The following is a 25,635-nucleotide window of genomic DNA, read 5'->3' as shown; positions in this document are numbered from 1 at the left end:
CGCCACCCGGCGTATCGCCGGCGGTCGGCGCCGCAATCGATCAGGCCTTGCCTTGATTCCGTTTTTGATGCACATTACCATCAAACCTGATTCAAGGAGCCTGCGATGCGCACGACAGTCACGGTCGATGACGCCCTGTATGAACAAGCACTGGAAATGGCGGACCCCGGCATGGACAAATCAGACCTCTTTCGCGAAGCCATCAAGACCTTCGTTCGGGTGCAGGCGGCCAAGCGCCTCGCGGCCCTCGGCGGCGCGGCCCCCGACATGCAAGACGTGCCGCGTCGCGCTCCCGCACCCGAGGCCAAATGAGCGTGCTCGTCGACACGTCGGTGTGGGTGGGCCATTTCCGGCACCGCAATGAAGCCCTGGTTAGCCTGATGGAGGCTGACCAGGTGCTGACCCACCCCATGATCGTGGCTGAGCTGGCCTGCGGCACGCCGCCGTCGCCCCGGGCACAGACGCTCGGCGACATCGGGCTGTTGCAGCCTGCCAGGCAGGCAACGCTGGCCGAGGTCATCGCACTGGTCGAGCGCGAGAGACTGTACGGGCTGGGCTGCGGCCTTGTGGATGTCACCCTGCTGGCTTCGACGCTGATTACTCCCGGCGCCCGGCTCTGGACGCTGGACCAGCGCCTGGGGGAATTGTCCGTCCGGTTTGGCGTGGGATACCGCGCTCGCCTGCACTAGGGGATTTCCGCTGCGCACGCGACGGTTTACATGGCGAAGTCCACCGCCTAAGGTCAACCAGTCAGTGACTCGCCGGAGGCCCGCCCATGTCGATCGACCGTCGCTCATTCCTCGGCCTGGCCGCCGGGCTGGCCGCCACAGGGTTCGGGCCCGCGCCGCCGTCCCATGCCGCCACCGTCGCCGCGCCCCTGCGCCGCACCATTCCTGGCACTACCGAAGCCCTGCCCGTGATCGGCATGGGCACCGCCGACACCTTCGACGTCGGGGCCGGCGCCGACGAACGCAAGCCGCTGGCGGAGGTCATGGGGCTGTTGCTGCAGACCGAAGGCTCGGTGGTCGATACCGCGCCCAGCTACGGCAGTGCCGAAGCCGTGACGGGCGACCTGCTGCGCGCGGCCAATGCGCGCAACCGGGTTTTCCTGGCCACCAAGATCTCGGCCCGATCCGGCGCGCCGGCGCAGGCGCAATGGGAACGCTCGCTGGCAGACCTGCATGTGGACAAGGTCGACCTGCTGCAGATTCACAACCTGATCGACTGGCAGGGCAACCTGCGCTGGCTGCGCCAGTTGAAGGAACAGGGCCGCATCCGCTACCTCGGCATCACCCATTACCGCGACGACGCGCACGAGGCGCTGGAAAAAATCGTGCGCGCCGAGCGCGTGGACTTTGTCCAGATCAACTACTCCGTGGGCGAGCGCAATGCCGAGCGAACGTTGCTGCCGCTGTGCGAGGCGCGCGGCGTGGCGGTCCTGGTCAACCGGCCGTTCCAGGACGGCCGCCTGTTCCGCGTCGTCAAGGACCGCGCGCTGCCGCCATGGGCCGGCGACATCGACTGCGGCTCTTGGGGCCAGCTGTTCCTGAAGTTCGTCGTCAGCCATCCGGCCGTGACCGCCGCCATCCCGGCGACCTCCAAGCCGCGCAACATGGCCGACAATCTCGGCGCCGCGCTGGGCCGCATGCCCGATCCCGGCCAGCGCGAGCGCATCGCCGCGCTGCTTCGCTGAGCCGCGCCGGCCGTGGACGAGCCCGCGCACGACGCGCCTGCCGGCCGCCTGGCCCGACTGTGGCACGGCTTCGGCGTGCGCAGCGGCGAAGGCGGCGCCGTGGTGGCCGGCTTCCTGTTCTTCTTCTGCCTGTTCGCCAGCTATTTCATGCTGCGCCCGGTGCGCGAGACCATGGGCATCGCCGGCGGTGTGAAAAACCTGCAATGGCTGTTCACCGCCACCTTTGTCGTGATGCTGGCCGCGATCCCGCTCTACGGCGCGGTCTGCGCCTGGCTGCCGCGGCGCCGCTTCGTGCCGTGGGTATACGCCTTCTTCATCGCCAACCTGCTGGCCTTCGCACTGGCCACGCGCGCGCTGCCCGACAACGTCTGGCTGGCGCGCGTGTTCTACGTGTGGCTGTCCGTGTTCAACCTGTTCGTGGTGTCGGTGGCCTGGAGCCTGATGGCCGATGTGTTCCGCCCCGAGCAGGCGCGCCGGCTGTTCGCGCTGCTGGCCGCCGGCGCCAGCGCGGGCGGACTCGCCGGGCCGGTGCTGGGCGGCTGGCTGGTGCCGCACATCGGCCTGACCGGCCTGATGCTGCTGTCGGCCGCATTGCTGGCCGCCACGCTGCCGGGCGTGGGCTGGCTGTTCGGCTGGCGCCGTCGTGCCGGCGCCGGCGTCGGGCCGCCGGGCCAGCGCGTTGCCGGCGCGGCCGAGGATCCGGCCAATCCGATCGGCGGCGGACTGCTGGCCGGGCTGTCGCTGCTGCTGCGTTCGCGCTACCTGCTCGGCATCGCTCTGTTCGTGATCCTGCTGGCCACCGCCAGTACCTTCCTCTACTTCGAGCAGGCCCGGCTCGTCGCCGAGGCCTTTCCCGAGCGCACCCGCCAGACCCAGGTGTTCAGCGCGCTGGATGCCGTGGTACAGGCGCTGACCATCCTCGTGCAGCTATTCTTCACTGGCAGGATGGCGCGCCGCTACGGCGTCACCGTGCTGCTGACCGCGGTGCCGCTGGCCGTTGCCGCTGGATTCCTGGTGCTGGCGCTGCTTCCAACCTTCGGCGTACTGGCCGGCGTCATGATCCTGCGGCGCGTGGGCGAGTATGCGCTGCTGCGCCCCGGCCGCGAGATGCTGTTCACCGTCGTCGATGCCGAGACCAAGTACAAGGCCAAGAACGTGATCGACACCGCCGTCTACCGCGCGGGCGATGCGGTCAGCGCGTGGGTCAAGACTGCGATCGATGCGCTGTCGGGACATCCCGCGACGGTGGCATTGGCGGGAGCGCTGCTGGCGGTGGGGTGGGCCGGACTGGGTTGGTGGCTGGGGCGGCGGCATGCGGGACAGTTGCGGCCAACGGGTGAAGAACCTGGCAGTGATGTCGACCATGGGGTGGAACTCGCGGCCCGCAGACGCTGACCGCTGATCGGCCAACGCTGGCCTCATGCCGCAGGAAGACCGTATAGTCATGTCCTCGGAGCTGACCGGCTTCGGCATCGCGCCAGCCTTTCGCCGCGCAACGCCCAAGCCACGTAAGACGCCCCCCATATTCCTGATCCCGGAGGACTTCCCCATGAAAACCAAAGCCGCCATCGCCTGGAAAGCCGGCGCCCCGCTGACCATCGAAGACGTCGACCTCGACGGCCCGCGCGCCGGCGAAGTGCTGGTGGAAGTGAAGGCCACCGGCATCTGCCACACCGACTACTACACGCTGTCCGGCGCCGACCCGGAAGGCATCTTTCCCGCCATCCTGGGCCATGAGGGCGCCGGCATCGTCACCGACGTCGGCCCGGGCGTGACCTCGCTCAAGCCCGGCGACCACGTGATCCCGCTGTACACGCCGGAATGCCGCCAGTGCAAGTTCTGCCTGTCGCGCAAGACCAACCTGTGCCAGGCCATCCGCGCCACCCAGGGCAAGGGCCTGATGCCCGACGGCACCTCGCGCTTCTCGATCGATGGCAAGCCGATCTTCCACTACATGGGCACCTCGACCTTTGCCAACCACATCGTGGTGCCGGAGATCGCGCTGGCGAAGATCCGCCCCGATGCGCCGTTCGACAAGGTCTGCTACATCGGCTGCGGCGTCACCACCGGCGTCGGCGCGGTGCTGTTCACCGCCAAGGTGGAAGCCGGCGCCAACGTGGTCGTGTTCGGCCTGGGCGGCATCGGCCTGAACGTGATCCAGGCGGCGAAGATGGTGGGCGCCGACAAGATCATCGGCGTCGACCTGAACCCGGGCCGCGAAGCGATGGCGCGCAAGTTCGGCATGACCCACTTCATCAACCCGAAGGATGTGGACAACGTGGTCGACCACATCATCCAGCTGACCGACGGCGGCGCCGACTACTCGTTCGAATGCATCGGCAATACGCAGGTCATGCGCCAGGCGCTGGAGTGCTGCCACAAGGGCTGGGGCAAGTCGATCATCATCGGCGTGGCCGAGGCCGGCGCGGAGATCTCGACGCGTCCGTTCCAGCTGGTGACCGGGCGCGAGTGGAAGGGTTCCGCTTTCGGCGGCGCGCGCGGCCGCACCGACGTGCCGAAGATCGTCGACTGGTACATGGAAGGCAAGCTCAATATCGACGACCTGATCACCCACACGCTGCCGCTGGAGCGCATCAACGAAGGCTTCGACCTGATGAAGCGCGGCGAGTCGATCCGCTCGGTGGTGCTGTACTAGGAGCCGCGCCGACATGGAACTGATCTCGCAACACGGCTGCCACGGCGGCGTGCAGCGCTTCTATCGCCATGACTCGGTGGCGATCGGGCTGCCGATGCGTTTCTCGGTCTACCTGCCACCGCAGGCGCAGGCGGGCGCACGCGTGCCGGTGCTGTTTTACCTGGCCGGCCTGACCTGCACCGAAGAGACCTTCATGATCAAGGCCGGCGCCCAGCGTTTTGCCGCCGAGCACGGCCTGATGCTGGTGGCGCCCGACACCAGCCCGCGCGGCGCAGGCCTGCCGGGCGAGGCGGATGCATGGGACTTCGGCGTGGGCGCGGGGTTCTATGTCGACGCCGCCGAGGCCCCTTGGCAGAAGCACTGGCGCATGGAGAGCTACGTCGCGGAAGAACTGTTCGAACTGGTGACCACCGCGTTGCCGGGGGATGCCGCGCGCGTCGGCATCTTCGGGCATTCGATGGGCGGGCACGGTGCGCTGGTGCTGGCGCAGCGCCATCCGCAGCGCTTCCGCTCGGTGTCGGCGTTCGCGCCGATCGCCGCGCCGTCGCGCTGCCCGTGGGGCGAGAAGGCCTTTACCGGCTACCTCGGCAGCGACCGCGCCGCGTGGGCCCAGTATGACGCGAGCGAGCTGATGGCGCGCCAGCAAGGGGCGCCGTTCCCGGCCGGCATCCTGGTCGACCAGGGGCTGGACGACCAGTTCCTGCAAAGCCAGCTGCATCCGGAGGCCTTCGCCGCGGCGTGCCAGGCCGTCGGCCAGCCGCTGACGCTGCGCCGGCACAGCGGCTACGACCACGGCTACTACTTCATCACCAGCTTTATCGCCGACCACATCCGGCACCACGCCACGCAGCTGTAGCCGCGCACTCAATCTTCCGCCAGCCGGCGGTAGGCCCCCGGGCGCGATCCGGTCCAGCGCCGGAACGCGCGGTGGAACGCGCCGGGCTCGGCAAAGCCGAGCTCGGCCGCGATATCCGCCACCGGGCGCCCCGAATGGCTGAGCGCCTCGATCGCCAGGTCGCGCCGCAGCGCATCCTTCAGGTCCTGGTAGCTGACGCCCTCCTCCATCAGCCGGCGCCGCAACGACGATGCCGACAGGTTCAGGCTGACGGCCAGGTCTTCGAAGGTCGGCCATTGATCGGGACGCTGGTTGCGCAACAGCCGGCGCACGCGCGCGCCCATGCTGCTGCGGTCTGAATACTTGACCACGACGTTGTGCGGAGCGTCGCGCAGGAAGGCCTTCAGGCTGCGCTCGTCCTGGCGCACCGGCTGCGCCAGCAGCGCCGCGTCGAACACCAGCGCCGTGGCCGGCTGCGCGAACGCCAGCTGGCGCGAATACATGACGCGATATTCCGCGCTGTAAGGGGGCTCGGCATAGTCGAACGCCGCCAGCCGCACCGGCACGCGCCGCCGCAGCAGCCAGCTCATCAGCCCATGCAGCATGATCAGCATGGTTTCCTGCGCGAACACGCCGGGCTGCCGCCCCAGGTGTGCGCGCGGCGCGGTCAGCACCAGCGCGGCCTCGTCGCCATGCCGCTCCAGCCGCACGCCGATATCGTCGAGCAGCAGCCGGAAGTACCGCGTGATGCGCTCCAGCCCCTGCGCCAGCGTGCGGCTGCCCGCCACCGCATGGCACAGCATGGCAAAGCTGCCGCACTTCATGCTGCGCGAATCCTGGCCGAAGAACTCATCATCCAGCGCCGCCGCCACGGCCAGCCACAGTTCGCTGTAGCTGGCGGCCGAGACCCGCGCCTGCGGCACCGCCAGCAGCGCCGGGGCAATGCCGGCGCCGCGCAGCACCGGATCGGGGTCGATGCCGCGCGCGCGCAGGCCGGCGATGGCGTGGTGGACGAAACAGATGGCGACACTGCCTTTTTCCATGGCGCTGGCGGGTGGCAAACGAGTTCACGAAGATTGGCGGATTTTGGCATAGGAGCCAGCCCCGGGCGTTCCTACACTGCCCGCAGGTCAAACGCCGAGCGCGCATTCTGCCTGAGTTGCCGCGCGGCTCCAAACGCCCACCCAGATCTGCCATGCACAGCGACTACACCGAAGAGCAAACCATGATCCGCGACAGCGCGCGCGCCTTTGCCACCGAGCGGCTGGCCGGCGGCGCCGCGCAATGGGACCGCGACGGCCGGCTGCCCGACGACGTTGTCGCCGAAATGGGCGCACTGGGGCTGCTGGGCATGATCGTGCCCGAGGAATGGGGCGGCACGTACACGGACTACGTCGCCTACGCGCTCGCCATCGAAGAAATCGCCGCCGGCTGCGCCGCCTGCGCGACGATGATGAGCGTGCACAACTCGGTCGGCTGCGGGCCGATCCTGCACTACGGCACCGATGCGCAGAAAGAGCGCTACCTGGCTCGGCTTGCCAGCGGCGAACTGATCGGCGCCTTCTGCCTGACCGAACCGCAGGCCGGATCCGAGGCGCACAACCTGCGCACCCGCGCCCGCTTCACCGACAACGGCTGGGTGCTCAACGGCAGCAAGCAGTTTGTCACCAATGGCCAGCGCGCCGGCGTCGCCGTGGTGTTCGCCTCGACCGAGCCCGAGCGCGGCAAAAAGGGCATCTCAGCCTTCCTTGTGCCCACCGACACTCCGGGCTTCATCGTCCACGCGCCCGAGAAGAAGCTCGGCATCCGCGCCTCCGACACCTGCGCGATCACGCTGGAAGACTGCACCGTACCGCACGATGCACTGCTGGGCGAGCCCGGCGAAGGCCTGCGCATCGCGCTGTCCAACCTGGAGGGCGGACGCATCGGCATCGCCGCGCAGGCGATCGGCATCGCGCGTTCGGCGTTCGAGGCCGCCTGCCGCTACGCCTCCGAACGCATCCAGTTCGGACGCGCGCTGCGCGAGCATCCGCCCATCGCCAACATGCTGGCCGACATGGCCACCGAACTGAACGCCGCGCGGCTGCTGGTGCACCGCGCCGCGCGCATGCGCAGCGATGGCGTGCCGTGCCTGTCCGAGGCTTCGCAAGCCAAGCTGTATGCGTCGGAGCTGGCCGAGCGCGTGTGCTCCAAGGCGCTGCAGATCCACGGCGGCTACGGCTACCTCGAAGACTACCCGGTCGAGCGCCACTACCGCGACGCCCGCATTACCCAGATCTACGAAGGCACCAGCGAGATCCAGCGCATGCTGATCGCGCGCAGCCTCTGACCCTTCTTCCCCTGCAGAACAACACCCTCCGGAGACAACCATGAATGCCGTGCCCATGACCGACAATGCCGTGCCGACCGTACCGCTGCTGATCAACGGCGAATGGGTGGACTCGTCCGCCACCGAATTCCGCAACGTGGTCAATCCCGCCACGCAGGAAGTGCTGGCGCGCGTGCCGCTCGCCACCGCGAGCGAAGTCGCGGCAGCAGTTGGCGCTGCGCAGCGCGCCTTTGCCACCTGGCGCCACACCCCGATCGGCGCGCGGCTGCGCGTCATGCTGCGCTTCCAGGCGCTGATCCGCGAGCACACCAAGCGCATCGCCGCGATCCTGACCGCCGAGCAAGGCAAGACCCTGGCCGATGCCGAAGGCGACATCTTCCGCGGGCTGGAGGTGGTCGAGCATGCGTGCTCGATCGGCACGCTGCAGCAAGGCGGCTTTGCCGAGAACGTCGCCGCCACCGTCGACACCTACACGCTGCAGCAGCCGATCGGCGTTTGCGCGGGCATCACGCCGTTCAACTTCCCCGCGATGATCCCGCTGTGGATGTTCCCGATGGCGATCGTCTGCGGCAATACCTTCGTGCTCAAGCCGTCCGAGCAGGATCCGCTGTCCACCATGGAGCTGGTCAAGCTGGCGCTGGAAGCCGGCGTGCCGCCGGGCGTGCTGAACGTGGTGCACGGCGCCAAGGACGTGGTCGATGCGCTGTGCACGCACCCGGATATCAAGGCGGTGTCGTTCGTCGGCTCCACCGCGGTCGGCACCCACGTCTACAACCTCGCCGGTGCGCACGGCAAGCGCGTGCAGTCGATGATGGGCGCGAAGAACCATGCGGTGGTGCTGCCCGACGCGCACAAGGAACAGACCCTGAACGCGCTGGCGGGCGCCGGCTTCGGTGCGGCCGGCCAGCGCTGCATGGCCACTTCGGTGGTGGTGCTGGTGGGCGCGGCGCGTGACTGGGTGCCCGACCTGGTGGCACGCGCCAAGACGCTCAAGGTCGGCGCCGGCGCGGAGCCGGGCACCGATGTCGGCCCGGTGGTTTCGGTGGCGGCAAAGGAGCGCATCCTGGGCCTGATCGCCGCCGGCGAACGCGAAGGCGCCACGCTGGCGCTGGACGGGCGCGGCGTGGAAGTTGAGGGATATCCGCAGGGCAACTTCATCGGCCCGACCATCTTCACCGACGTGAAGACCGACATGTCGATCTACACCGAAGAGATCTTCGGACCGGTGCTGGTGGTGATCGGCGTCGACACGCTGGACGACGCCATCGCGCTGGTCAACCGCAACCCGTTCGGCAACGGCACCGGCGTATTCACGCAGAGCGGCGCCGCGGCGCGCAAGTTCCAGAGCGAGATCGACGTCGGCCAGGTCGGCATCAACATCCCCATCCCGGTACCGGTGCCCTACTTCAGCTTCACCGGCTCGCGCGGCTCCAAGCTGGGCGACCTGGGGCCGTATGGCAAGCAGGTGGTGCAGTTCTACACGCAGACCAAGACGGTGACGGCACGGTGGTTTGACGATGCGACGGTGAATGATGGGGTGAATACGACGATTAGTTTGAAGTAAGCGAGACGAAAAAGCCTGACGCCGGACGCGAACCGCTTGTTTGCTCCCCTCTCCCGCACGCGGAAGAGGGGAGCAAACCGAGCAGGATTCAAAACTTCCTTCATCGACGGAGACACCCCATGCATATCGCCTTCATCGGCCTGGGCAACATGGGCGCGCCCATGGCGCGCAACCTGCTCAAAGCCGGCCACACGCTCACCGTATTCGACCTTAACGCTGCTGCAGTGGCTTCGCTGTGCGCCGAAGGCGCAGCGTCGGCTGATTCCGCCCGCAAGGCCGTTGCCGAAGCGGAGTTTGTCATCACCATGCTGCCCGCAGCCGCCCATGTGCGCAGCGCCTACCTGGGGCCGGAAGGCGTGCTGGCCGGCGTGCGCCCCGGCGTGCCGCTGGTCGACTCCAGCACCATCGACCCCGCCACCGTGCGCGAACTGGCCGCCGCGGCCGAGGCCCGCGGCAACGCGCTGGCCGATGCGCCGGTCTCCGGCGGCACCGTTGGCGCGCAGGCCGGCACGCTGACCTTCATGGTCGGCGCCACCGAGGCGCTGTTCGCGCAGGTGCGTCCGGTGCTGGCAGGCATGGGCCGCAACCTGGTCCATTGCGGCGGCACCGGCACCGGCCAGGTCGCCAAGATCTGCAACAACCTGATCCTCGGCATCTCGATGATCGGCGTTGCCGAGGCGATGGCGCTGGGGGTGAAGCTCGGCATCGACGCCAACGTGCTGGCGGGCATCGTCAATACCTCGACCGGGCGCTGCTGGGCGTCGGACACCTGCAACCCCTGGCCCGGCGTGATCGAGACCGCGCCGGCCAGCCGCGGCTACAGCGGTGGCTTTGGCGCCGACCTGATGCTCAAGGACCTGGGCCTGGCCGCGGACGCCGCACGCAGCGTGAAGCAGCCGCTGTTTCTCGGCGCGCTGGCGCAGCAGGTCTACCAGGCCGTGAACCATGCCGGCGACGGCCAGCTCGACTTTTCCGGCGTGATTCGCCAGTACCTGTCCGCCGCGGACAAGGAGCCCAAGCAATGATCGAGTTCGCCCTGCACGGCCATGTCGCCACGCTGACGCTGAGCCGTCCGCCCGCCAACGCCTTCACCGCCGAAGGCCTGCAACAGTTGCGCGAGCTGGTGGCAAGGATCGACGCCAACCCGGAAGTGCGCGCCGTGGTCGTCACCGGCGCCGGCGAGAAATTCTTCAGCGCCGGTGCCGACCTGAACGGCTTTGCCGACGGCGACCGCGCCCACGCGCGCGTGATGGCGCAGCAGTTCGGCAGCGCCTTCGAAGCGCTGCAGAACGCGCGCCCGGTGGTGATTGCCGCGATCAACGGCTATGCCATGGGCGGCGGGCTGGAATGCGCGCTCGCCTGCGACATCCGCATCGCCGAGGAGCAGGCGCAGATGGCACTGCCCGAAGCCGCCGTCGGCCTGCTGCCGTGCGGCTGCGGCACGCAGACGCTGCCGTGGCTGGTGGGCGAAGGCTGGGCCAAGCGCATGATCCTGACCAACGAGCGCATCGACGCGGCCACCGCGCTGCGCATCGGCCTGGTGGAACAGGTGGTGCCGCGCGGCCAGGCCCTGGCGACGGCGCTGGCGATGGCCGAGCGCGCCTGCGGCGTCAGCCCGCGTGCCGCCGCGCACAGCAAGCGGCTGGTACACCTGGCGCGCCAGGGTGTGCCGCGCCAGGCCGCGCTCGCGCTGGAGCGCGAGCGCTTTGTCGACCTGTTCGACGATGCCGACCAGCGCGAGGGCGTCAACGCCTTCCTCGAGAAACGCGCGCCGCAATGGCGCAACGCCTAGGAGCCCGCCATGCGACTGACCGAAGAGATCAAGGCCGCCAACCTGGATGTGGCCGAGCCGGAGGTTGTGTTCCAGGTGGTCAACGGCGTCGGCATTGCCACGCTGAACCGGCCGCGCCAGCTCAATGCGCTGTCCTACCCGATGATCGTCGCGCTGGGCGCGCGGATGGAAGCGTGGGCGAATGACGATGCCATCCGCGCAGTGGTGCTGCGCGGCGCGGGCCCCAAGGCCTTCTGCGCCGGCGGCGATATCCGCGCGCTGACCGACAGCTACCGCGACGGCACGCCGCTGCACCGGCGCTTCTTTATTGACGAATACACGCTGGACTACCGCCTGCACCGCTATCCCAAGCCGCTGGTGGCGCTGATGGACGGCATCGTCATGGGCGGCGGCATGGGGCTGGCGCAAGCCGCGCACCTGCGCCTGGTCACCGAACGCTCGCGCGTGGCCATGCCCGAGACCGGCATCGGCCTGGTGCCGGACGTGGGCGCCAGCCATTTCCTGTCGAAGCTGCCGGTGCCGCTGGCGCTCTACCTGGGCTTGACGGGCGTCAGCATCGGCGCCCCGGACGCCTTGCTGTGCGGGCTGGCCGATGCGGCAGTCGACAGCGGCACGCTGGCCGGGCTTGAGCAAACCCTCGCCGGCATCGACTGGGGCCATGACACGCTGGCGGACCTGCGCCGTGCGCTGGTGCGCGAGCCCATTGCCAGCGCCGCGGACGCCCCGCTGCTGCAAGTGCTGCCCGCCCTGCTGCAGCATTTCCCGGCGCACGCAACCCTGCCGGAGATCCTTGCCGGACTGGCTTGCCAGGACGACTCCGCCTACACCGCGTGGGCCACCCGCACCATCGACGTGCTGCGCACGCGCTCGCCACTGTCAGCGTGCGCCACGCGCGAGCTGCTGCTGCGTGGGCGCAGGATGGACCTGGCCGAGTGCTTCCGCATGGAACTGGCGGTAGTGGTCAACACCTTCGCGCGAGGCGACTTCGTCGAGGGCGTGCGCGCGCTGATCGTCGACAAGGACAACGCCCCGCAGTGGCGCGTCACCAGTTATGACGCGGTGGATGATGCCGACGTACAGGCGCTGTTCCGGCCGTGGTGGGCGCCGGGCGAGCAGCCGCTGCCCCTGGCTCCGTTCGCCTGAATGGAAGCCGTGCCGTGAGCCTCGACGCGCTGCTGGCACGCAGCCCCTGGGCCGCGGCACTGACGCCGGCGCAGCGCGATCGCGTGCGCAACGAACTGCGTGAGCGCGCGGTGCCGCAGGGCGCCTACGTTATCCGCAAGGGCGACCTGGCCGACAGCTGGCTGGGCGTCGCCGAGGGCCTGGTCAAGGTGCATTGCGCCGCGCCCTCCGGCAAGCGCGCCACGCTGACCGGCGTGCCGGCCGGCGGCTGGCTCGGCGAAGGTTCGCTGCTCAAGCGCGAGGCGCTGCGCTATGACGTGGTGGCGCTGCGCGATTCCCGCATCGCGTACATGCCCGGTGCCACCTTCCGCTGGCTGCAGGAAACCAGCCTTCCCTTCAACCGCTACCTGCTGGACCAGCTCAACGAACGGCTCGGCTTGTTTATCGCCACCGTCGAGCACGAACGGCTGCATGGCATCGAAGGACGCGTGGCGCGGGCGCTGGCGACGCTGTTCCATCCGGTGCTATGCCCGGGCCTGGGTCCGGCGCTGCATCTGACGCAGGAGGAAGTCGGCCTGCTGGCGGGGATTTCTCGCCAGCGGGCCAATGCCGCGCTCAAGGTGCTGGAGAGCGAAGGCTTGCTGGCGGTCGAGCACGGCGCCGTGCATGTGCTCGACCTGGAGGCGCTGCGCCGCTACTGAGCGCGGCGCTCGTTCATGCCTGTGCCGGCGCCGACGGCTTCACCAGCCCGTCCGCGCGGAACATCGCCTTGATGCCGCGCACCGCCTGCCGGATGCGCGATTCATTTTCGATCAGCGCAAAGCGCACGTACTCGTCGCCATAGTCGCCAAAGCCGATGCCCGGCGACACCGATACCTTGGCCTTGGCCAGCAGCTGCTTGGAGAACTCGAGCGAGCCCAGCGCGCGGTATGGCTCAGGAATCCGCGCCCAGATATACATCGACGCCTTCGGAATCTCCACCGGCCACCCGGCCTCGATCAGCCCGCGCGCCAGCACGTCGCGGCGCGACTGGTATTGCGCGGCGATCTCGCTCACGCATTGCTGGTCGCCCTCCAGCGCGGCAATGGCCGCGATCTGCAGCGGCGTGAAGGTGCCGTAGTCGTGATAGCTTTTGATGCGCGTCAGCGCCGCCACCAGGTCCGGGTTGCCGACCATGAAGCCCACGCGCCAGCCCGCCATGTTGTAGCTCTTGGACAGCGTGAAGAACTCCACCGCGATGTCCTTGGCGCCGGGCACCTGCATGATCGACGGCGCCTTCCAGCCATCGAAGACGATGTCGGCGTAGGCCAGGTCGTGCACCACGAAGATATCGTGCTTGCGCGCCAGCGCGATCACGCGCTCGAAAAAATCGAGCTCCACGCATTGCGCCGTCGGGTTCGACGGAAAACCCAGCACGATCATCTTGGGCTTGGGATAGCTGCCGCGGATGGCGCGCTCCAGCTCGGCAAAGAAGTCGATGCCCGGCACCAGCGGCACTGAGCGGATATCGGCCCCGGCGATGACCGCGCCGTAGATGTGGATGGGATAGCTGGGATCCGGCACCAGCACCGTGTCGCCGCGGTCCAGCGTGGCCAGCATCAGATGCGCCAGGCCCTCCTTGGAGCCGATCGTGACGATGGCCTCGGTATCCGGATCGATCTCGACGTCATAGCGTTCGCGGTACCAGTGCGAGATCGCGCGGCGCAGCCGAGGAATGCCCTTGGATGCCGAATAGCCGTGCGTATCGGGCCGCTGCGCCGCTTCGGTAAGCTTGGCCACGATATGCGCCGGCGTGGCGCCATCCGGGTTGCCCATGCTCATGTCGATGATGTCCTCGCCACGGCGGCGGGCGGCCATCTTCAGCTCGGCGGTGATATTGAAAACGTACGGGGGAAGGCGATCGATGCGCGCGAAGCGGCGCTTGCCGGAGGAAGCGGCAGTCATGAGGAAGTCCTTTACGTAAGCGCCCGGAACCGTCCGAGCGACGTCGGCAGCGTCTGTCCTTTATCGAACTGGTCGGCTGCCGGGGACTCATGTTAGCGGGGATGCGGCGATTGCACAACGGCCATGTGCGGCCGTGCGCAACGGATCAGAGCAGCTTGCCGCCCGGCGGATGCGTCGGCCGCTCCGCGGGCAGGTTGCGCACGATGCAGTCCAGCGCGCGCGAATCCGACTTGCCGCCAAGCGCCGCGCTGACCGACTCGCGATACTGCGCCGCAGAGATGCGCCGGTAATACAGCCGTGAGGTCTGGTCCAGCCAGTAGACGTAGTTGTCATCGTCCCGGCTGCCGCTGGTGCGCAGCCACTCGCTGATATTGCTGGAGCCGACGACCATATTAGGGCACGCGGCCTGCAGCGAATCGAGATAGGCGTTGAAGCCTCTGGCCTCGATATTGCGCACCGAATCCGGCGCGCACGCGGCCAATACAACGAACGACATCGCCGCGGCGGCGATGCGCAATGGCTTGATGGCAAACGGCACGGCGCTGCTCCTGGCGTTGGCGATGCCGCCATCTTATGGCATGCCCGCGCCCGCGTACACCGCGTTGCCGCGCACTCAGTCGTCCAGCGTCTCGTGCACCGCCGACGCCCCGCGCTTCCAGTAGGCCGACGCGCGGATGCGCTTCTTGTCGATGCCGCGTTCCGTCACCAGGTACTGGCGCACGGCCTTCATCGCGGCGCCCTCGCCGGCGGCCCACACATAGCCCTCGCCACGCGGCAGCGCCAGCTTGCGCAGCGCGCCTTCCAGCAGGCTGCCTTCCGGCGCCTCGCCGCGATGCAGCCAGTGCACGTCGACCTGCGCCGCGCTCGGCAGCGCGATCTGCGCGGCGGCATCGGCCACCTCTACCACGACGATGGCCTGGGTGCCGGCGCCAAGCTCTTCCAGCCGTCGCGCGATCGCCGGCAGCGCCGTATCGTCGCCGATCAGCAGGTGCCAGTCGAACGCTGTGGGCACCACGAACGAGCCGCGCGGCCCGCCCACGCCCAGGAACTGGCCCGGCCGCGCCTGCGCCGCCCAGGTCGACGCAGGGCCGTCGCCATGCAGCACGAATTCGAGGTCCAGCTCCAGCTTCGCCGCATCGTAGCGGCGCGGCGTGTAGTCGCGCGCCGCCGGGCGCGGCTGGCCTTCCGGGAAGACAACGCCGTCCGCGGTGACCTGCGGCAGCACCGGCTTGTCATCCCCCGCAGCCGGGAAAAACACCTTGACGTGATCGTCGAACGACGCCGAGACAAAGTCCTGCAGATCTGCACCGCCCAGCGTCACGCGCAGCAGTTGCGGCGAAACCTGCGTGGTGCGCAGCACCTGCAGCAAGCGCATCTTCAGCGGATGGCGCACGCGCTCGACGGTCAGGTTGCGTGCGGGTTCAGTCGTGTTTTCGGTCATATCGGGATTCCTTGTGTGCGCCCCCTGCACCTGCCGGGCGCGATTGCCGAAGGCCGATGCCAGGGTCAGCGCCATGGTTCAGGCCTGCGGGCCCGCTTCAATCTCCGCCGCTGCGCGCGCCAGGATCGCGGCAATGCGGCGCTGCTCATCGGCACCCGCTTCGCTGCGCATCACCAGCGCCTGCTTCAGCGCCGCGCGCGCCTGCATCAGTTCCGGCAGCCAGCCGCCCTGCTCCGGCTCGGGCTGCTGCTCGCCCCGCATCGCCCGGCGCATCCACTCCATCTTGCGCGCCACGTGGCGCAGCCGCGCCACCATCACGTCGACACGCTCGCGGTTGGCAGCCAAGTGCGCCTTGCCCGTTTCAGACAACTGGTAGCGCTTCTTGTTGCCTTCGGTGTCGACCGTGGCATAGCCGACTTCCTCCAGGTAAGTCAGCGCGGGATAAACCACGCCGGGACTGGGCTTGTAGAAGCCGTTGGTGCGCGTCTCCAGCGCCTTGATCAGTTCGTAGCCATGGCTGGGTTTTTCTTCGAGTAACGACAGCAGCAGCAACTGCAGGTCGTCGGCACTGAACTTGCGGCCGCGGCGCCAGCTTTCTTCGTCGAAGCCGCCGGGGCTGCCGGGGCCGAAGCTGTCGTCGTCGCGGCCGCCGCCCCAGAAACCGCTGCCGTGGCCGCGGGCCATGGCGTGATGAACCAGGTGGGGGGCAAAGCGCAACATGAGATGGCGGGCCCGGCCGAAAAGGTCGGGATGTTGGCCATAACCGTCGTGGTGCGGGTGGTGGTGATGCATGAGGCTCTCCTGTATGTCGCTAGACATATCTTACGATATATATCGTACGAGCTAAAGTCAAGTTCGCCTCTGCGACAAGTCCTTTCCCTCTTGCTGCGCGCAGCAGGCCACGCCTGCGCGTGTGCTTATTCGATCAGAAGCATGGCCAGCACGTTCAAGGCCGAGGCGATATCCCAGGCGCGACCGCTATAGGCGTCGGCAGTCACCAGTCCCAGAGCGAACAGCAGGCGCGCCAGCGTTCTCCATTGAAGCGCCTTGCGGCCCCGCTCCGGGACCGGCGCCAGCATGTCGTCCGCATAGAATGACGAATTGATTTGCGACACCCGCACGAGGTAATTGCGGAAGCGCGTGTAGACGCGCATATCCGCGGCACCAGGATCATTCCAGAAGGCGTCGAGCGGCCCCTGGTAGGTCAGGCCTGGCTTGGCATAGAAACAGCGGCCGAGCGCAATGACGGGAACGCGGTGAAACAAGGCCTGCAGGCCGGTCGTTGAATTCACCGTCACCAGCCCGATGCATCGGTGCAGCAGCGACGGCAGATGAGCATCGTGGATATAGACGATACGGCCCTCGGCGCTGAAGCGTTTCGCACATGCGTCGACCAAGGCAGCGTAGTCGGTATGCCCCCGATCCATCGGATGGTGCTTGAACACCAGCACGCTGTCCGCCGGCGCATGCTGCGCGAAAGAATGCGCGGTCCATTCGATAAAATCCTCGATCCTGCGCCACGGGCTATGCGTCCGGATCTGACTGTCGTTGTAGACCTGTAGCGGAACCAGGAAAAAATGGGGGTGGTCGTTCGCCAGCAGTTGCTCCCGCAGCGGCCTCTCTTGCCAGCGATAGACCTGCTTGCGGTATGCCGCCCGTATCCATTGCCCAAGCTCGGGCAAACCGAATGGCTTGTGATGCCGGTAGTGCGGATAGCGACGCGCGCCTGCCATGCCGCCGGCAAAGTACACGAACGAGTACAGCGCCATCTTGCGGAAGGCATGGGGGAATCTGCGAGGCTTTGCCGGCGCCTTGACCGTCGGGATTTCCGCAATGGCAAGCGTGGCAAGCGGAGAATCCGCATTCACGCCGCCGCACTCCAGGGTGATGTAGTCCGGACGCACATAGCCCTCTTCGAACGCCCAGAACGCAATGCCCAGGGCCTCGGCCACGCGCGCGGCAAGGCGGTGGTGTTGGCGACTGGTGCCGAATACCACGATGGCGTCGGTCCGGCGCGCCGCAACCAGGTTGCGCAGCGTGGCCTCCCACAGCACCATCGGCTGCATGAACCGGACAACGTCGCCGCGCCGATAGAAGATATCGTCGCCGCCATTGAAATTGACCTTGGTGACGTGGCAGCCCTTGGCTGCGAGCAGGTCACGCAGGCGCGCGAAGAACGGGCCGTTCGGTCCTTGCAGCAGCAGAATGCGCCGATGCCTGGCAATCTGGTCCAGTGATGCCGGCTCCGGCGCGACTGGCGCGGGCGCCTTCTGCGGCATGGCCTCTGCGCCTCCCTGCAACCGGCTGGAGGTGTCGATGCTTCCGGATGGCTCCCTGAACGACAACATTGCGACGACCTTCTTGTGGCTCTCGTATCCCGTTGCTTGTGATTCTGCCCTTGTCCGCCAGCGGCCTATTGTTCTGGCGCAGACAGCTTTCGACGCACGGCACGACTCGGTGGACCGTTCGAAGCGGCATTGCCGGCCCCTCTGGTCCTGTGGCCGTCCCGCATGGCAGCGGCATCGCGCCAGCGAGACCACAGTTCCAGCAGTGGCAGGATCAGACGGCGTCGGCATCCGGAAGCACGGGCTGGCGCCTCGTCGCGCCACGAGAGCAGGTAATCCACGACGATTTCCGGCGTCGCAAAGCCGCTCCGCCCATCGCGCAAGACATAGCGGGGATACAGAATCAGCGCGCCCGCGACGAGCATGTCCAGCGAAAGACGGCGATGCCGGCGCGGAATTTCATAGCGGTCGTCAGTGAGGCCCCAGCCAGCATAGAACGGCGCGCCGTGCGTCGTGACCGGCTTGCTCCGTAGCAGGGCCTCGAACCCGGCGAGAGAGGTCAGGACATGGACGCCATCGACCGCGGCGATAAGCCGGTCCATCGGGCAGTCCAGCACCAGTTCGTCGCACAGTGCGGCAAGCGCCTTCTCCTCGTCGCGGTTGCCGCGCAAGCCGGTCATGACATCGGGATGTGGCTTATAGACCAGATGCGCGTCCGGCGCCTCGGCGCGGACCGCCTCGAGCAGCGCCCGGTTGGTGCGGATACCCGGGGCGCCAAAGCGCAGAGAGGCATCCGTCTCCACCTGGCCAACCACCAGAATGACGCGGCCAACCCCCGCGGGCCGGATCCAGTTGCCTGACCCGACGTTGTACTTGGTCAGCCCGCTCCGGATGATGGCTTCGCGCAATCGCGCCGCGCGCGCGAGGATGGCGGCGTCAAATTCGGTATTGGCCAACAACCGTTCAAGGTCGGACTCCCCGGTCGCGTCGTAATAGATGCCGGAACGATCGAAGACCCACGACAGCGGGCGGACCAGTTGCGCGCCAAGGCCGACAGATCGCAGAAAGCCATCCTCCACCGTGATCATTGAGAGATCTCGGCGCACCGTGGGGTCGATACGCTGGCCCCAGCGCAGCACCGTCGCGCCTTGCGGCACAGTGCGCAGGTTGCGGTGAAAGATGACCGCGTGACCTTGCACGAAGTCCTTCAGGACCTTCCGTTTCCAGCGGGTAAAGCCGATCGCATGCAAGCGCCGCGGAAACTGCTGGCACATCCTGCGCTGCAACGCCAGGTAATCGATGGCGTCCTCCACCTCGCAGCGATGGCCCGTATGCGGCTGGACATAGCGCGTGTATCGGACCAGCGCGGCAAACGCCAGTTGCTCCACCGCGACGGCATGTCGCCTGCCAGGGGGTGGCAACGCGTCTACCGTCAGGCCCCAGCCGGCATAGAAAGGCATTCCAAACGTATGAACTGTCTTGCCATGCAGCAGTGCTTCAAAACCAACCTGCGAGGTGACCGCGAAGACCGCGCGCGCGCTGCGGATCAGCGGCACTACGTGAACGTCGTCCCGGATCCGCTCCACGCGCGGATAGCCGCCATGGTCGAGGATCTGGCTGAGATAGCCGCACTTACGCCCGAGCGCAACCTCGGGATGTTCCTTGACCAGGATCTTGCTATCCGGATAAGCCTGCAACGCAGACTCGAGCATGCGACGGAAACTGCCGCCGTCCGCCTGTCCGAACTGCACCGAGGCATCGTTCGCGGTCTGGTCAACGACCAGTACATAAGGCTGTGCCGGCAGCGATGCCGGGGGCGGCGCATAGTTGTACTTGGAGATGCCCGATTCGCGCCACTGTTCGATCAGTTGCCGCGCCCTTGCCTGCTCTGCCGGCACCAGCGGCATGGAGACCAGGTCCTCCAGTCGGGACGGTTGCGAGGCATCGTAATAAATTCCGCGGTCATCGACCACCAGCGCGCAGGTCTGGGACGACGCCCCTGGATACAGCGAGCGCAGGAAACCGTCTTCGAGACACAGGAAGCGCTCGATGCCGCGGGATTGCGCGAATGCTCGCGCCTTGCGCGCGGTGGGCCGCCGGCCCCACGCGGCAACGCCGGACAGCGGTACCGCGGCGCCTCGCCACGGATGCAAGGGGACCACCGGCTCGCCCAGAAAGGCGCAGAGATGTTCAATACGGCGAATGCCATGGGAAAGAACGCCGATCGCGCCCTCAGACGGCAGGCTCATCACTTCCCAGATCGTGGATTTGCAGGATGCCGACGACCCGGTCCGCTTCATCCTTCACTACCAGTGCGCCAATCCTGGCGGCATGGATCCGCGCTTCCGCATCGGCGAAGCGCTCGCCCGGCGCTACGGTCTTGGGATCGGCGGACATAATGTGCCTGGCCACGATCGCCTTGTAGTCGCGCTCGGAGTCGAAGGCGCGGCGCACATCGCCATCGGTGATAACGCCTTGCAGCTGGCCGCCTTCCATCACCAGCGCCATGCCAAGGCGGCCGCGGTTGATGACATGCACCACGTCGCGGAACGATGCGTCCGGGCGGCAAACCGGCAGGTTCTCCTTGTGCATGACATCCGCCACACGGGTCAGCAGCTTGCGGCCCAGGCTTCCGCCCGGGTGGAATCGTGCGAAATCCTCGGGCTGGAAATCCCGTTTGAGGGAGAGGACCATGGCAAGCGCATCGCCCATTACCAGCGTAGCGGTGGTGGAACTGGTCGGCGCCAGGTTGTTGCTGCACGCTTCGCGCTCGACCGAGATGTCCAGCACCACGTGCGCCTGTCGTGCCAGGGTGGAATCCACCTTCCCGGTCATGGCGATCACGGGGTTCTGCTGGTGCTCAAGAAACGGCAGGATGCGGATCAGTTCTTCCGTCTCGCCGCTGTTCGAGATCATCAGCACCACATCGATCGGCTTGATCATGCCGAGATCGCCATGGAAGGCTTCGCCCGGATGCACCGAAAACGCCGGCGTCCCGGTCGACGCCATAGTCGCGGCAATCTTCTTGCCGATCAGGCCGGACTTGCCCATGCCGACCACCACCACGCGGCCGCGCGCTCTCAAAATGATCTCGACCGCCTTTTCGAATCCCGCGTCGATCCGCCCCGACATGCGGTCCAGCGCCTGGATCTCGGTGGCGACGACGTTACGTGCCAATGCAATGACTTCAGTCATCGTTCTCTCACTTTCCGTACTTATTACACGCGCACGTCATTGTGCGCCGATGATATCTCGCAGGCATGCAGTGCGAGATCGCGCGGCACCAGGACGTTGATGCGCCGAGACAGTACCAACGGGAGTGCATTACCATCGGAAAAATATTGACCAATTAATCAACCTAGCAATGGCCGCCGCCAACTGATACCGGACCGCAGCTTCCTGGCCGGCGCCCCACCAATAACAAGACCCGGCTCATAGAATTTCTCGGTCACAACCGACCGGATTGACACAACGCTGTCGCGACCGATATGAGAGCCTTTTAGAATTGTTGCGTGCGCGCCGATCCAGACATGATCCTCGATAACGATATCCGCAGCCGGATTGATTCTTTCCCCCGTAGCAACATCGATGATGGCATGAGAGTCGGTGGTTCTTACCTCAAGGTTCCACGCCAACATGCAATCACTGCCAATCGATATGGAGGAACCCTCGCCGCAGATGAAGTTGCAGCCACCAATAGTGGTGCCGGCCCCAATCACAATCGAATTATTGTCCACCTGCTTCATTATCAGGGCTGCAGTTATTCGGCACCCTGGGCCGATTTCAACACGATTCCCATTGCTCAGCAGTTGCATCCTGACGTTGACAAGGGTCGCTCCCTGACCGATAACGATCCTGTTGTGATCCCCGCTGACTATAATCTCGCTGTTAACAAACTGTTCCGCGCCGGACAGGTCCACCACGTTATCAAGTCCGGCGTCCTTCAGATTGAGCCCTTCCATCTCCGCCCCCGAACTATTTGACGATTACGCGATTTCCGAGCGCCCGGAATACCGCATGCCTCGAATCGCGAAGGAACATGACAGGATTGCTCATCAACTTCTTCGCCTTTCTTCGCCACGAAGGCTTGGGCTTTACCGGTGCAGGTTTTGGCTCTACCCGCACTGGCCTCGGAGCCTCAGCCCGAGCCGCGACGGGCCTCGCTACCACTTCCTTGCTCGCCTTTGCCGCCGCCGGGGCCTTCTCCGCTGTCACCGCCCGCGCGGAAGCAGCGCGATAGCGGTCGAACAGGACCGAATCAGATGAGACCTCGACCACTTCCCGGAGGGTCCTGGCCATTTCCGGGCGGCCAGGAAAGCGAATCTTATAAAAATCGATTGCAGTTGTAGCGGTCATAAGCGATCCGTCATGCCATTTCACTTTCCTGGTCTTGAATTTTCCGAAGGAATAAAAATCATTAATCAGGTAACTCAAAAATCGCAGCGACTTCTCAAAATCGGGCCTGAAGCTCTTCAGCGCCTCGACCACATCATCCTCGTCCAGCACTTGCCGACTTAGGCCAGGCGCGCCATAAAACGCCTGGCCACAATGAAGGACCGGCTTTCCAAATGCCAGCCCAAGCACACCAACACCGGAGTTCACTGCGATCATTGCATCGCATAAATCCAGCAGATCCTTGGTGTTGCATTGATCGACATTCATGGCGCCTGGAATGCTGACCACTTCCGTCTCCAGCGGATGCTGCTTCACGAGCAACTCCCAATCCTGCCGCAACGCGAACGGAAGCCTGGTCAGCAAACGGAGGAAATTTTCGTAAGCCCCCATCGGACCCATGAAGTTTTCAATCACGGTATCCGTAGGACGCTGCAAAAAGGCAACCAGCACCTTCTTGCCACGGCCGATATTGAGCTTCCTGCGCAGGGATGCGGCCCCGAGCCTGGCCGACTGCTCCTCCAGCGATTCGTCGTCACTGACGGCACTCTGGATATACTGCAGTGTGGCGGCCCTTTTTTCTTCGGAAAGTTCCCGGTCCCATCTTTCCGGCAGATAGCTGGCACTGTCCGCGTTGAAGCCGCAAGGGTCAAAGAACACTGAATCCGGCAATGCTCCGCGTTCCACCACCAGAAACGGAAACTGGTTTGCACGAACGAGGTCATAGAGAGCTTTCACGCGGGGGTTGGCATACGGGTTGTGGAACACCACGCGGTCGAAACCTGACTCGGCGAGGAAGGCCATGAAGGTTTCAGTCGGCAAATAGTCCTCTCCGATATGGACGATCTCGCCAAGAAATGGCGCAATCCAGCGATTCGTTACCCACGGATTGTTTCTCAGTACGAGCGACTTTCCGCTTCCGTACATTGGCAGCGGATCCGGCTCAAGCTCTTTGTCCCTAAAGTCAGCGAGCTTCTTCTCAAACAGCTGGCGGTTCCGGGCCTTCGCCGCCATATAGTCACTCTTGTGTTCGACCGGATGCCAGGCATGAAACAGCACCATGCCTTTCTGAAACGTCATGTCGCCAAAGAGGCGATAAATGCTCTTCCAACCCTTGTACTCGACAATGGACTGGAAATTCCGATAGTCCAGGGCAAACTCCGACGGCAAAGGAAACTTCTTTCTTCGCCGAATCGCGCGGCACGCGTATTCCAGATCTTCATAGCCCCAGCCATTGAAATCCGGATCATTGCCGCCGGTAGCGAGGAAGTAGTCGCGCCGCCAGACGGTCACCGAAGTCCCGGTCGAAAATTTCTCGATTGCCGATTGATCGTTCTGCAGCAGCAGCTGAATATATTTTTGCCGCCGCAAGCCTGGTGCCATCTGGCGAAAGTCGTGCGTAGCGGATTCCGTCAGGTAAATCACGCCGAACATCAGGAAGTTGTCGACAGATTCATCAAGACCATTGATGACCGCTTCGCGCAATACATCGCGATAGAAGCCGACATAGGGCATGAGATCGACGTCCTGAAACATGATGTAGTCGGATGGGCCGCACTGAGCCGCCGCGTTCCTCGCACGCCCTATCGAAAACGGCAAATGCTCGGTTCCAAGGCGGTGGTAGCCATAGCCATGCCTTTGGCATTCAGCTTCTAGCCGATGCGCAAGATCCTGCGGCGAACCTTCGTCGATCACCAGGATCTCGACCTCATCGGGAAGATCGGTATCCATCCTGGCGAACGTCAGGCGATCGAGGAGATCTGAACGTTCGTTCGCCCAGCGGACCGGTATCGCAACAGTGAGTTTCTTTTCGTTTGCATGCATTCTTATAGCCCCAGCACGACCTTCGCACTAATCGCAATCTGATAAAGAATCTGGAATACATCCTTGGCAAACTGCCGGGTCTTGAAATCAACCCTTGGCAGCACCATGATCTCGTCGCCCGCCCTCACCGCATCATCCTTCTTGCCATCCGAGAAACTCCCATCCCGATGCGCAATGATGATTCGCGAGGTATCCGCGTTCTGCGAGAACCCGCCGGCCTGCTGGATAAAGTCATCCAGGTCCAGACTCTTGTCATAGGCCACGGCATTGGGGAACAGCACCTCCCCGCTGACCAGCACCAGCCCGTCCTTGACCGGCACGCGCAGGATGTCGCCGTTCTCCAGCAGCAAGTCATTGCGGCTGGCCGATTTCGCGATCAGCGTCTGCCCTGAAGGCTCTATCTTTTTGGCGCGTTCCACCCACTGCAGCACCAGCGCGGCTTCTTCCTTGCGCAACTGGGCTTCCTCGGCTGTACCGGATCGCGCGGTCAGCACGCTGGATTCCAGGCTCTTGAGCGTGGTACCCAGCAGCGTCTTCTGCCGCGCCTTCACGCTCTGGCGGAACAGCTGGATGCTTTCGATATCGGACTCTTGCGTGAAATGCACCTGGCTCAGCAACTGACCCATGCGGCTGCCATACGGCAGCACGTATTCCTGCTGGCCGGTGTGTTCGCCTTCGACGCGGACGGTGATGGTGCCGGGCCGTTTGTCGGCAGTGAATTCGATTTCGTCGCCGTTGCGCAGCTCGATTTGGTTGCCCTGAGAGATCGGGAAGTACTCGACATTGCGCACCGTTCCGGTATTGCGCACCACGCGGACGTTGGTGGCTTCGGGCAGCGGCTTGGCCAGATGCACGATCTGGTCGAGCCTTGCCTGTTCGCCGAGGAACTCGAAGCGCTTGGCGTTCTCGGCGAGGCCACTGACCTTGATTGTCTTCTTGCGCGACTGGACGAAGATGACGTCGCCATTGTTCAGCTGCCGCGAGGTCAGGTCGCCCTTGAGCAGGAAGTCATAGAGATTGACGACTTCCAGCGTCTGGTTGCCGCGCTTGATCGAGACGTCCAGAAAGGAGCCGCGGTCAGGGTCGATGCCGCCGGCCTGGTCGAGGTAGCGCAGCACGCTGTCGCTGGAGGTGCCGTCGTACATGCCGGGGCGGCGCACCGCACCGGTAACGTAGACCCGCACCGGCTGCGCGGCCAGCAGGCTGGCATAGATCGACACCTTGCTGGCGAACACGCGTCGCAGTGCGTTTCCGATGGCGGTCTGCAGATTGCCGTTGGTGATGCCCTGCACGCGGAACGGCCCGATTTCCGGCAAGACAATGTTGCCGCCGGCGTCAACGGTCAGTACGGTGTCGACGTTGTATCCGTTCCAGATGCGCAGCTGGATGCGATCACCGACGGAGATGACATGGCTGGGATTGAAGACGGAAGCGCTGTCGCGGCTGAACGCACCGGTGAACAATTGCGCGCCAAAGGCGTCGCTTGCCATGTTGGCGGTGTAGTCGTTGTTCTGCGGCGCGCTGTCAGGCAGCGGCGTTTCCGCTCGTGCCGGTATGGTAGTCGCAACGCCCGGCGCGCCGGGATTGCTGATGACTGCGCCACTGGGGGTGGTAGCGCCCTGCGCCGCCAGCGCGGCGTATTCCATCGAGCCGACGGCCGCCGATTGCGGCAGTCGCATGCCGCCCTGGGCATGCGCGCCGTGGGCGCCGGCCAGGCTGGCCGCAGCGACCGCGATAGCAAGAATTCTTCGAAGCATG

At 65.7% G+C, this 25,635-nt stretch carries 23 protein-coding genes; 12 read left to right on the top strand and 11 right to left on the bottom strand.

From position 1 onward, the window contains the following. Nucleotides 1-105: 105 nt before the first annotated feature. From CBM2594_RS20145 to fghA, 6 genes are all read left to right on the top strand, one after another. Nucleotides 106-312 carry a type II toxin-antitoxin system VapB family antitoxin gene (locus CBM2594_RS20145; RefSeq protein ID WP_116358559.1) on the top strand — a complete coding sequence of 69 codons (207 nt, stop codon included), beginning with the start codon at nt 106-108 and terminating at the stop codon, nt 310-312. After that, on the top strand, nt 309-689 hold the full coding sequence (locus CBM2594_RS20140) for a type II toxin-antitoxin system VapC family toxin (RefSeq protein ID WP_116358558.1): 381 nt from the start codon (nt 309-311) through the stop codon (nt 687-689). Before CBM2594_RS20145 ends, CBM2594_RS20140 begins: the two co-directional genes overlap by 4 nt. 86 nt (nt 690-775) lie before the next feature. Then, entirely contained in the window at nt 776-1,693 is a 918-nt protein-coding gene (locus tag CBM2594_RS20135) for an aldo/keto reductase (RefSeq protein WP_116358557.1), read from the top strand. Between the two features lie 12 nt (nt 1,694-1,705). Beyond that, the gene (locus CBM2594_RS20130) at nt 1,706-3,088 is read left to right on the top strand and encodes an NTP/NDP exchange transporter (protein WP_116358556.1); all 1,383 of its coding nucleotides are present in this window, start codon (nt 1,706-1,708) and stop codon (nt 3,086-3,088) included. Nucleotides 3,089-3,242: 154 nt separating this feature from the next. Beyond that, nucleotides 3,243-4,349 (top strand): S-(hydroxymethyl)glutathione dehydrogenase/class III alcohol dehydrogenase, encoded by a 1,107-nt coding sequence (locus CBM2594_RS20125; RefSeq protein ID WP_116358555.1) that lies wholly within the window; start codon nt 3,243-3,245, stop codon nt 4,347-4,349. A gap of 13 nt (nt 4,350-4,362) precedes the next feature. Beyond that, the gene (gene fghA / locus CBM2594_RS20120; RefSeq protein WP_116358554.1) at nt 4,363-5,205 is read left to right on the top strand and encodes an S-formylglutathione hydrolase; all 843 of its coding nucleotides are present in this window, start codon (nt 4,363-4,365) and stop codon (nt 5,203-5,205) included. A gap of 8 nt (nt 5,206-5,213) precedes the next feature. On the opposite strand, the gene CBM2594_RS20115 is transcribed toward fghA, so the two are convergent. Beyond that, nucleotides 5,214-6,227, bottom strand: coding sequence for an AraC family transcriptional regulator (locus tag CBM2594_RS20115; protein ID WP_116358553.1), 1,014 nt, complete (start codon nt 6,225-6,227; stop codon nt 5,214-5,216). 152 nt (nt 6,228-6,379) lie between these two features. Between CBM2594_RS20115 and CBM2594_RS20110 the strand changes: the two genes are divergently transcribed. The 6 genes from CBM2594_RS20110 to CBM2594_RS20085 all read left to right on the top strand — a co-directional run bounded on the left by CBM2594_RS20110 (nt 6,380) and on the right by CBM2594_RS20085 (nt 12,692). Further along, nucleotides 6,380-7,513 (top strand): acyl-CoA dehydrogenase family protein, encoded by a 1,134-nt coding sequence (locus tag CBM2594_RS20110; RefSeq protein ID WP_116358552.1) that lies wholly within the window; start codon nt 6,380-6,382, stop codon nt 7,511-7,513. Between the two features lie 40 nt (nt 7,514-7,553). Beyond that, nucleotides 7,554-9,077 carry a CoA-acylating methylmalonate-semialdehyde dehydrogenase gene (locus CBM2594_RS20105; RefSeq protein WP_116358551.1) on the top strand — a complete coding sequence of 508 codons (1,524 nt, stop codon included), beginning with the start codon at nt 7,554-7,556 and terminating at the stop codon, nt 9,075-9,077. 119 nt (nt 9,078-9,196) lie between these two features. Beyond that, entirely contained in the window at nt 9,197-10,102 is a 906-nt protein-coding gene (gene mmsB, locus CBM2594_RS20100) for a 3-hydroxyisobutyrate dehydrogenase (RefSeq protein ID WP_116358550.1), read from the top strand. Beyond that, nucleotides 10,099-10,869, top strand: a complete 771-nt coding sequence (locus tag CBM2594_RS20095; RefSeq protein WP_116358549.1) for an enoyl-CoA hydratase — start codon at nt 10,099-10,101, stop codon at nt 10,867-10,869. The genes mmsB and CBM2594_RS20095 overlap by 4 nt, the downstream gene beginning before the upstream one ends. A gap of 9 nt (nt 10,870-10,878) precedes the next feature. Next, nucleotides 10,879-12,012, top strand: a complete 1,134-nt coding sequence (locus tag CBM2594_RS20090) for an enoyl-CoA hydratase/isomerase family protein (protein ID WP_116358548.1) — start codon at nt 10,879-10,881, stop codon at nt 12,010-12,012. A 14-nt stretch (nt 12,013-12,026) separates the two neighbouring features. Next, nucleotides 12,027-12,692 carry a Crp/Fnr family transcriptional regulator gene (locus CBM2594_RS20085; protein ID WP_116358547.1) on the top strand — a complete coding sequence of 222 codons (666 nt, stop codon included), beginning with the start codon at nt 12,027-12,029 and terminating at the stop codon, nt 12,690-12,692. Between the two features lie 13 nt (nt 12,693-12,705). Here CBM2594_RS20085 and alaC read toward each other — a convergent pair whose 3' ends face one another. The 10 genes from alaC to CBM2594_RS20035 form a co-directional block, all read right to left on the bottom strand. Next, a complete protein-coding gene (gene alaC, locus CBM2594_RS20080) occupies nt 12,706-13,935 on the bottom strand; it encodes an alanine transaminase (RefSeq protein ID WP_116358546.1) in 1,230 nt (409 codons plus the stop codon). Nucleotides 13,936-14,080: 145 nt separating this feature from the next. Then, the gene (locus CBM2594_RS20075; protein ID WP_373457614.1) at nt 14,081-14,431 is read right to left on the bottom strand and encodes a hypothetical protein; all 351 of its coding nucleotides are present in this window, start codon (nt 14,429-14,431) and stop codon (nt 14,081-14,083) included. Between the two features lie 117 nt (nt 14,432-14,548). Then, the gene (locus tag CBM2594_RS20070) at nt 14,549-15,376 is read right to left on the bottom strand and encodes an SIP domain-containing protein (RefSeq protein ID WP_198048177.1); all 828 of its coding nucleotides are present in this window, start codon (nt 15,374-15,376) and stop codon (nt 14,549-14,551) included. A gap of 78 nt (nt 15,377-15,454) precedes the next feature. Continuing rightward, nucleotides 15,455-16,168 carry a PadR family transcriptional regulator gene (locus CBM2594_RS20065; protein WP_116358543.1) on the bottom strand — a complete coding sequence of 238 codons (714 nt, stop codon included), beginning with the start codon at nt 16,166-16,168 and terminating at the stop codon, nt 15,455-15,457. A gap of 125 nt (nt 16,169-16,293) precedes the next feature. Beyond that, nucleotides 16,294-17,655, bottom strand: a complete 1,362-nt coding sequence (locus tag CBM2594_RS20060) for a capsule biosynthesis protein (protein ID WP_116358542.1) — start codon at nt 17,653-17,655, stop codon at nt 16,294-16,296. A 134-nt stretch (nt 17,656-17,789) separates the two neighbouring features. Then, complete coding sequence (locus tag CBM2594_RS20055; protein WP_116358541.1) at nt 17,790-19,910, bottom strand: capsular polysaccharide biosynthesis protein; 2,121 nt, start codon at nt 19,908-19,910, stop codon at nt 17,790-17,792. Then, nucleotides 19,894-20,856: a KpsF/GutQ family sugar-phosphate isomerase gene (locus CBM2594_RS20050; protein WP_116358540.1), complete on the bottom strand. Its 963-nt coding sequence runs from the start codon at nt 20,854-20,856 to the stop codon at nt 19,894-19,896. The genes CBM2594_RS20055 and CBM2594_RS20050 overlap by 17 nt, the downstream gene beginning before the upstream one ends. 158 nt (nt 20,857-21,014) lie before the next feature. Continuing rightward, nucleotides 21,015-21,623 carry an acyltransferase gene (locus CBM2594_RS20045; RefSeq protein ID WP_116358539.1) on the bottom strand — a complete coding sequence of 203 codons (609 nt, stop codon included), beginning with the start codon at nt 21,621-21,623 and terminating at the stop codon, nt 21,015-21,017. 13 nt (nt 21,624-21,636) lie between these two features. Further along, nucleotides 21,637-23,877, bottom strand: coding sequence for a capsular polysaccharide export protein, LipB/KpsS family (locus tag CBM2594_RS20040; protein ID WP_116358538.1), 2,241 nt, complete (start codon nt 23,875-23,877; stop codon nt 21,637-21,639). A gap of 2 nt (nt 23,878-23,879) precedes the next feature. After that, on the bottom strand, nt 23,880-25,634 hold the full coding sequence (locus CBM2594_RS20035; RefSeq protein WP_116358537.1) for a polysaccharide biosynthesis/export family protein: 1,755 nt from the start codon (nt 25,632-25,634) through the stop codon (nt 23,880-23,882). Nucleotide 25,635: the final 1 nt, after the last annotated feature.

This window comes from Cupriavidus taiwanensis, assembly GCF_900249755.1.
Classification (GTDB): domain Bacteria; phylum Pseudomonadota; class Gammaproteobacteria; order Burkholderiales; family Burkholderiaceae; genus Cupriavidus; species Cupriavidus taiwanensis_D.
Note: the sequence above shows the minus strand (reverse complement) of the source record. Positions and strands in the feature narration are given on the sequence as shown.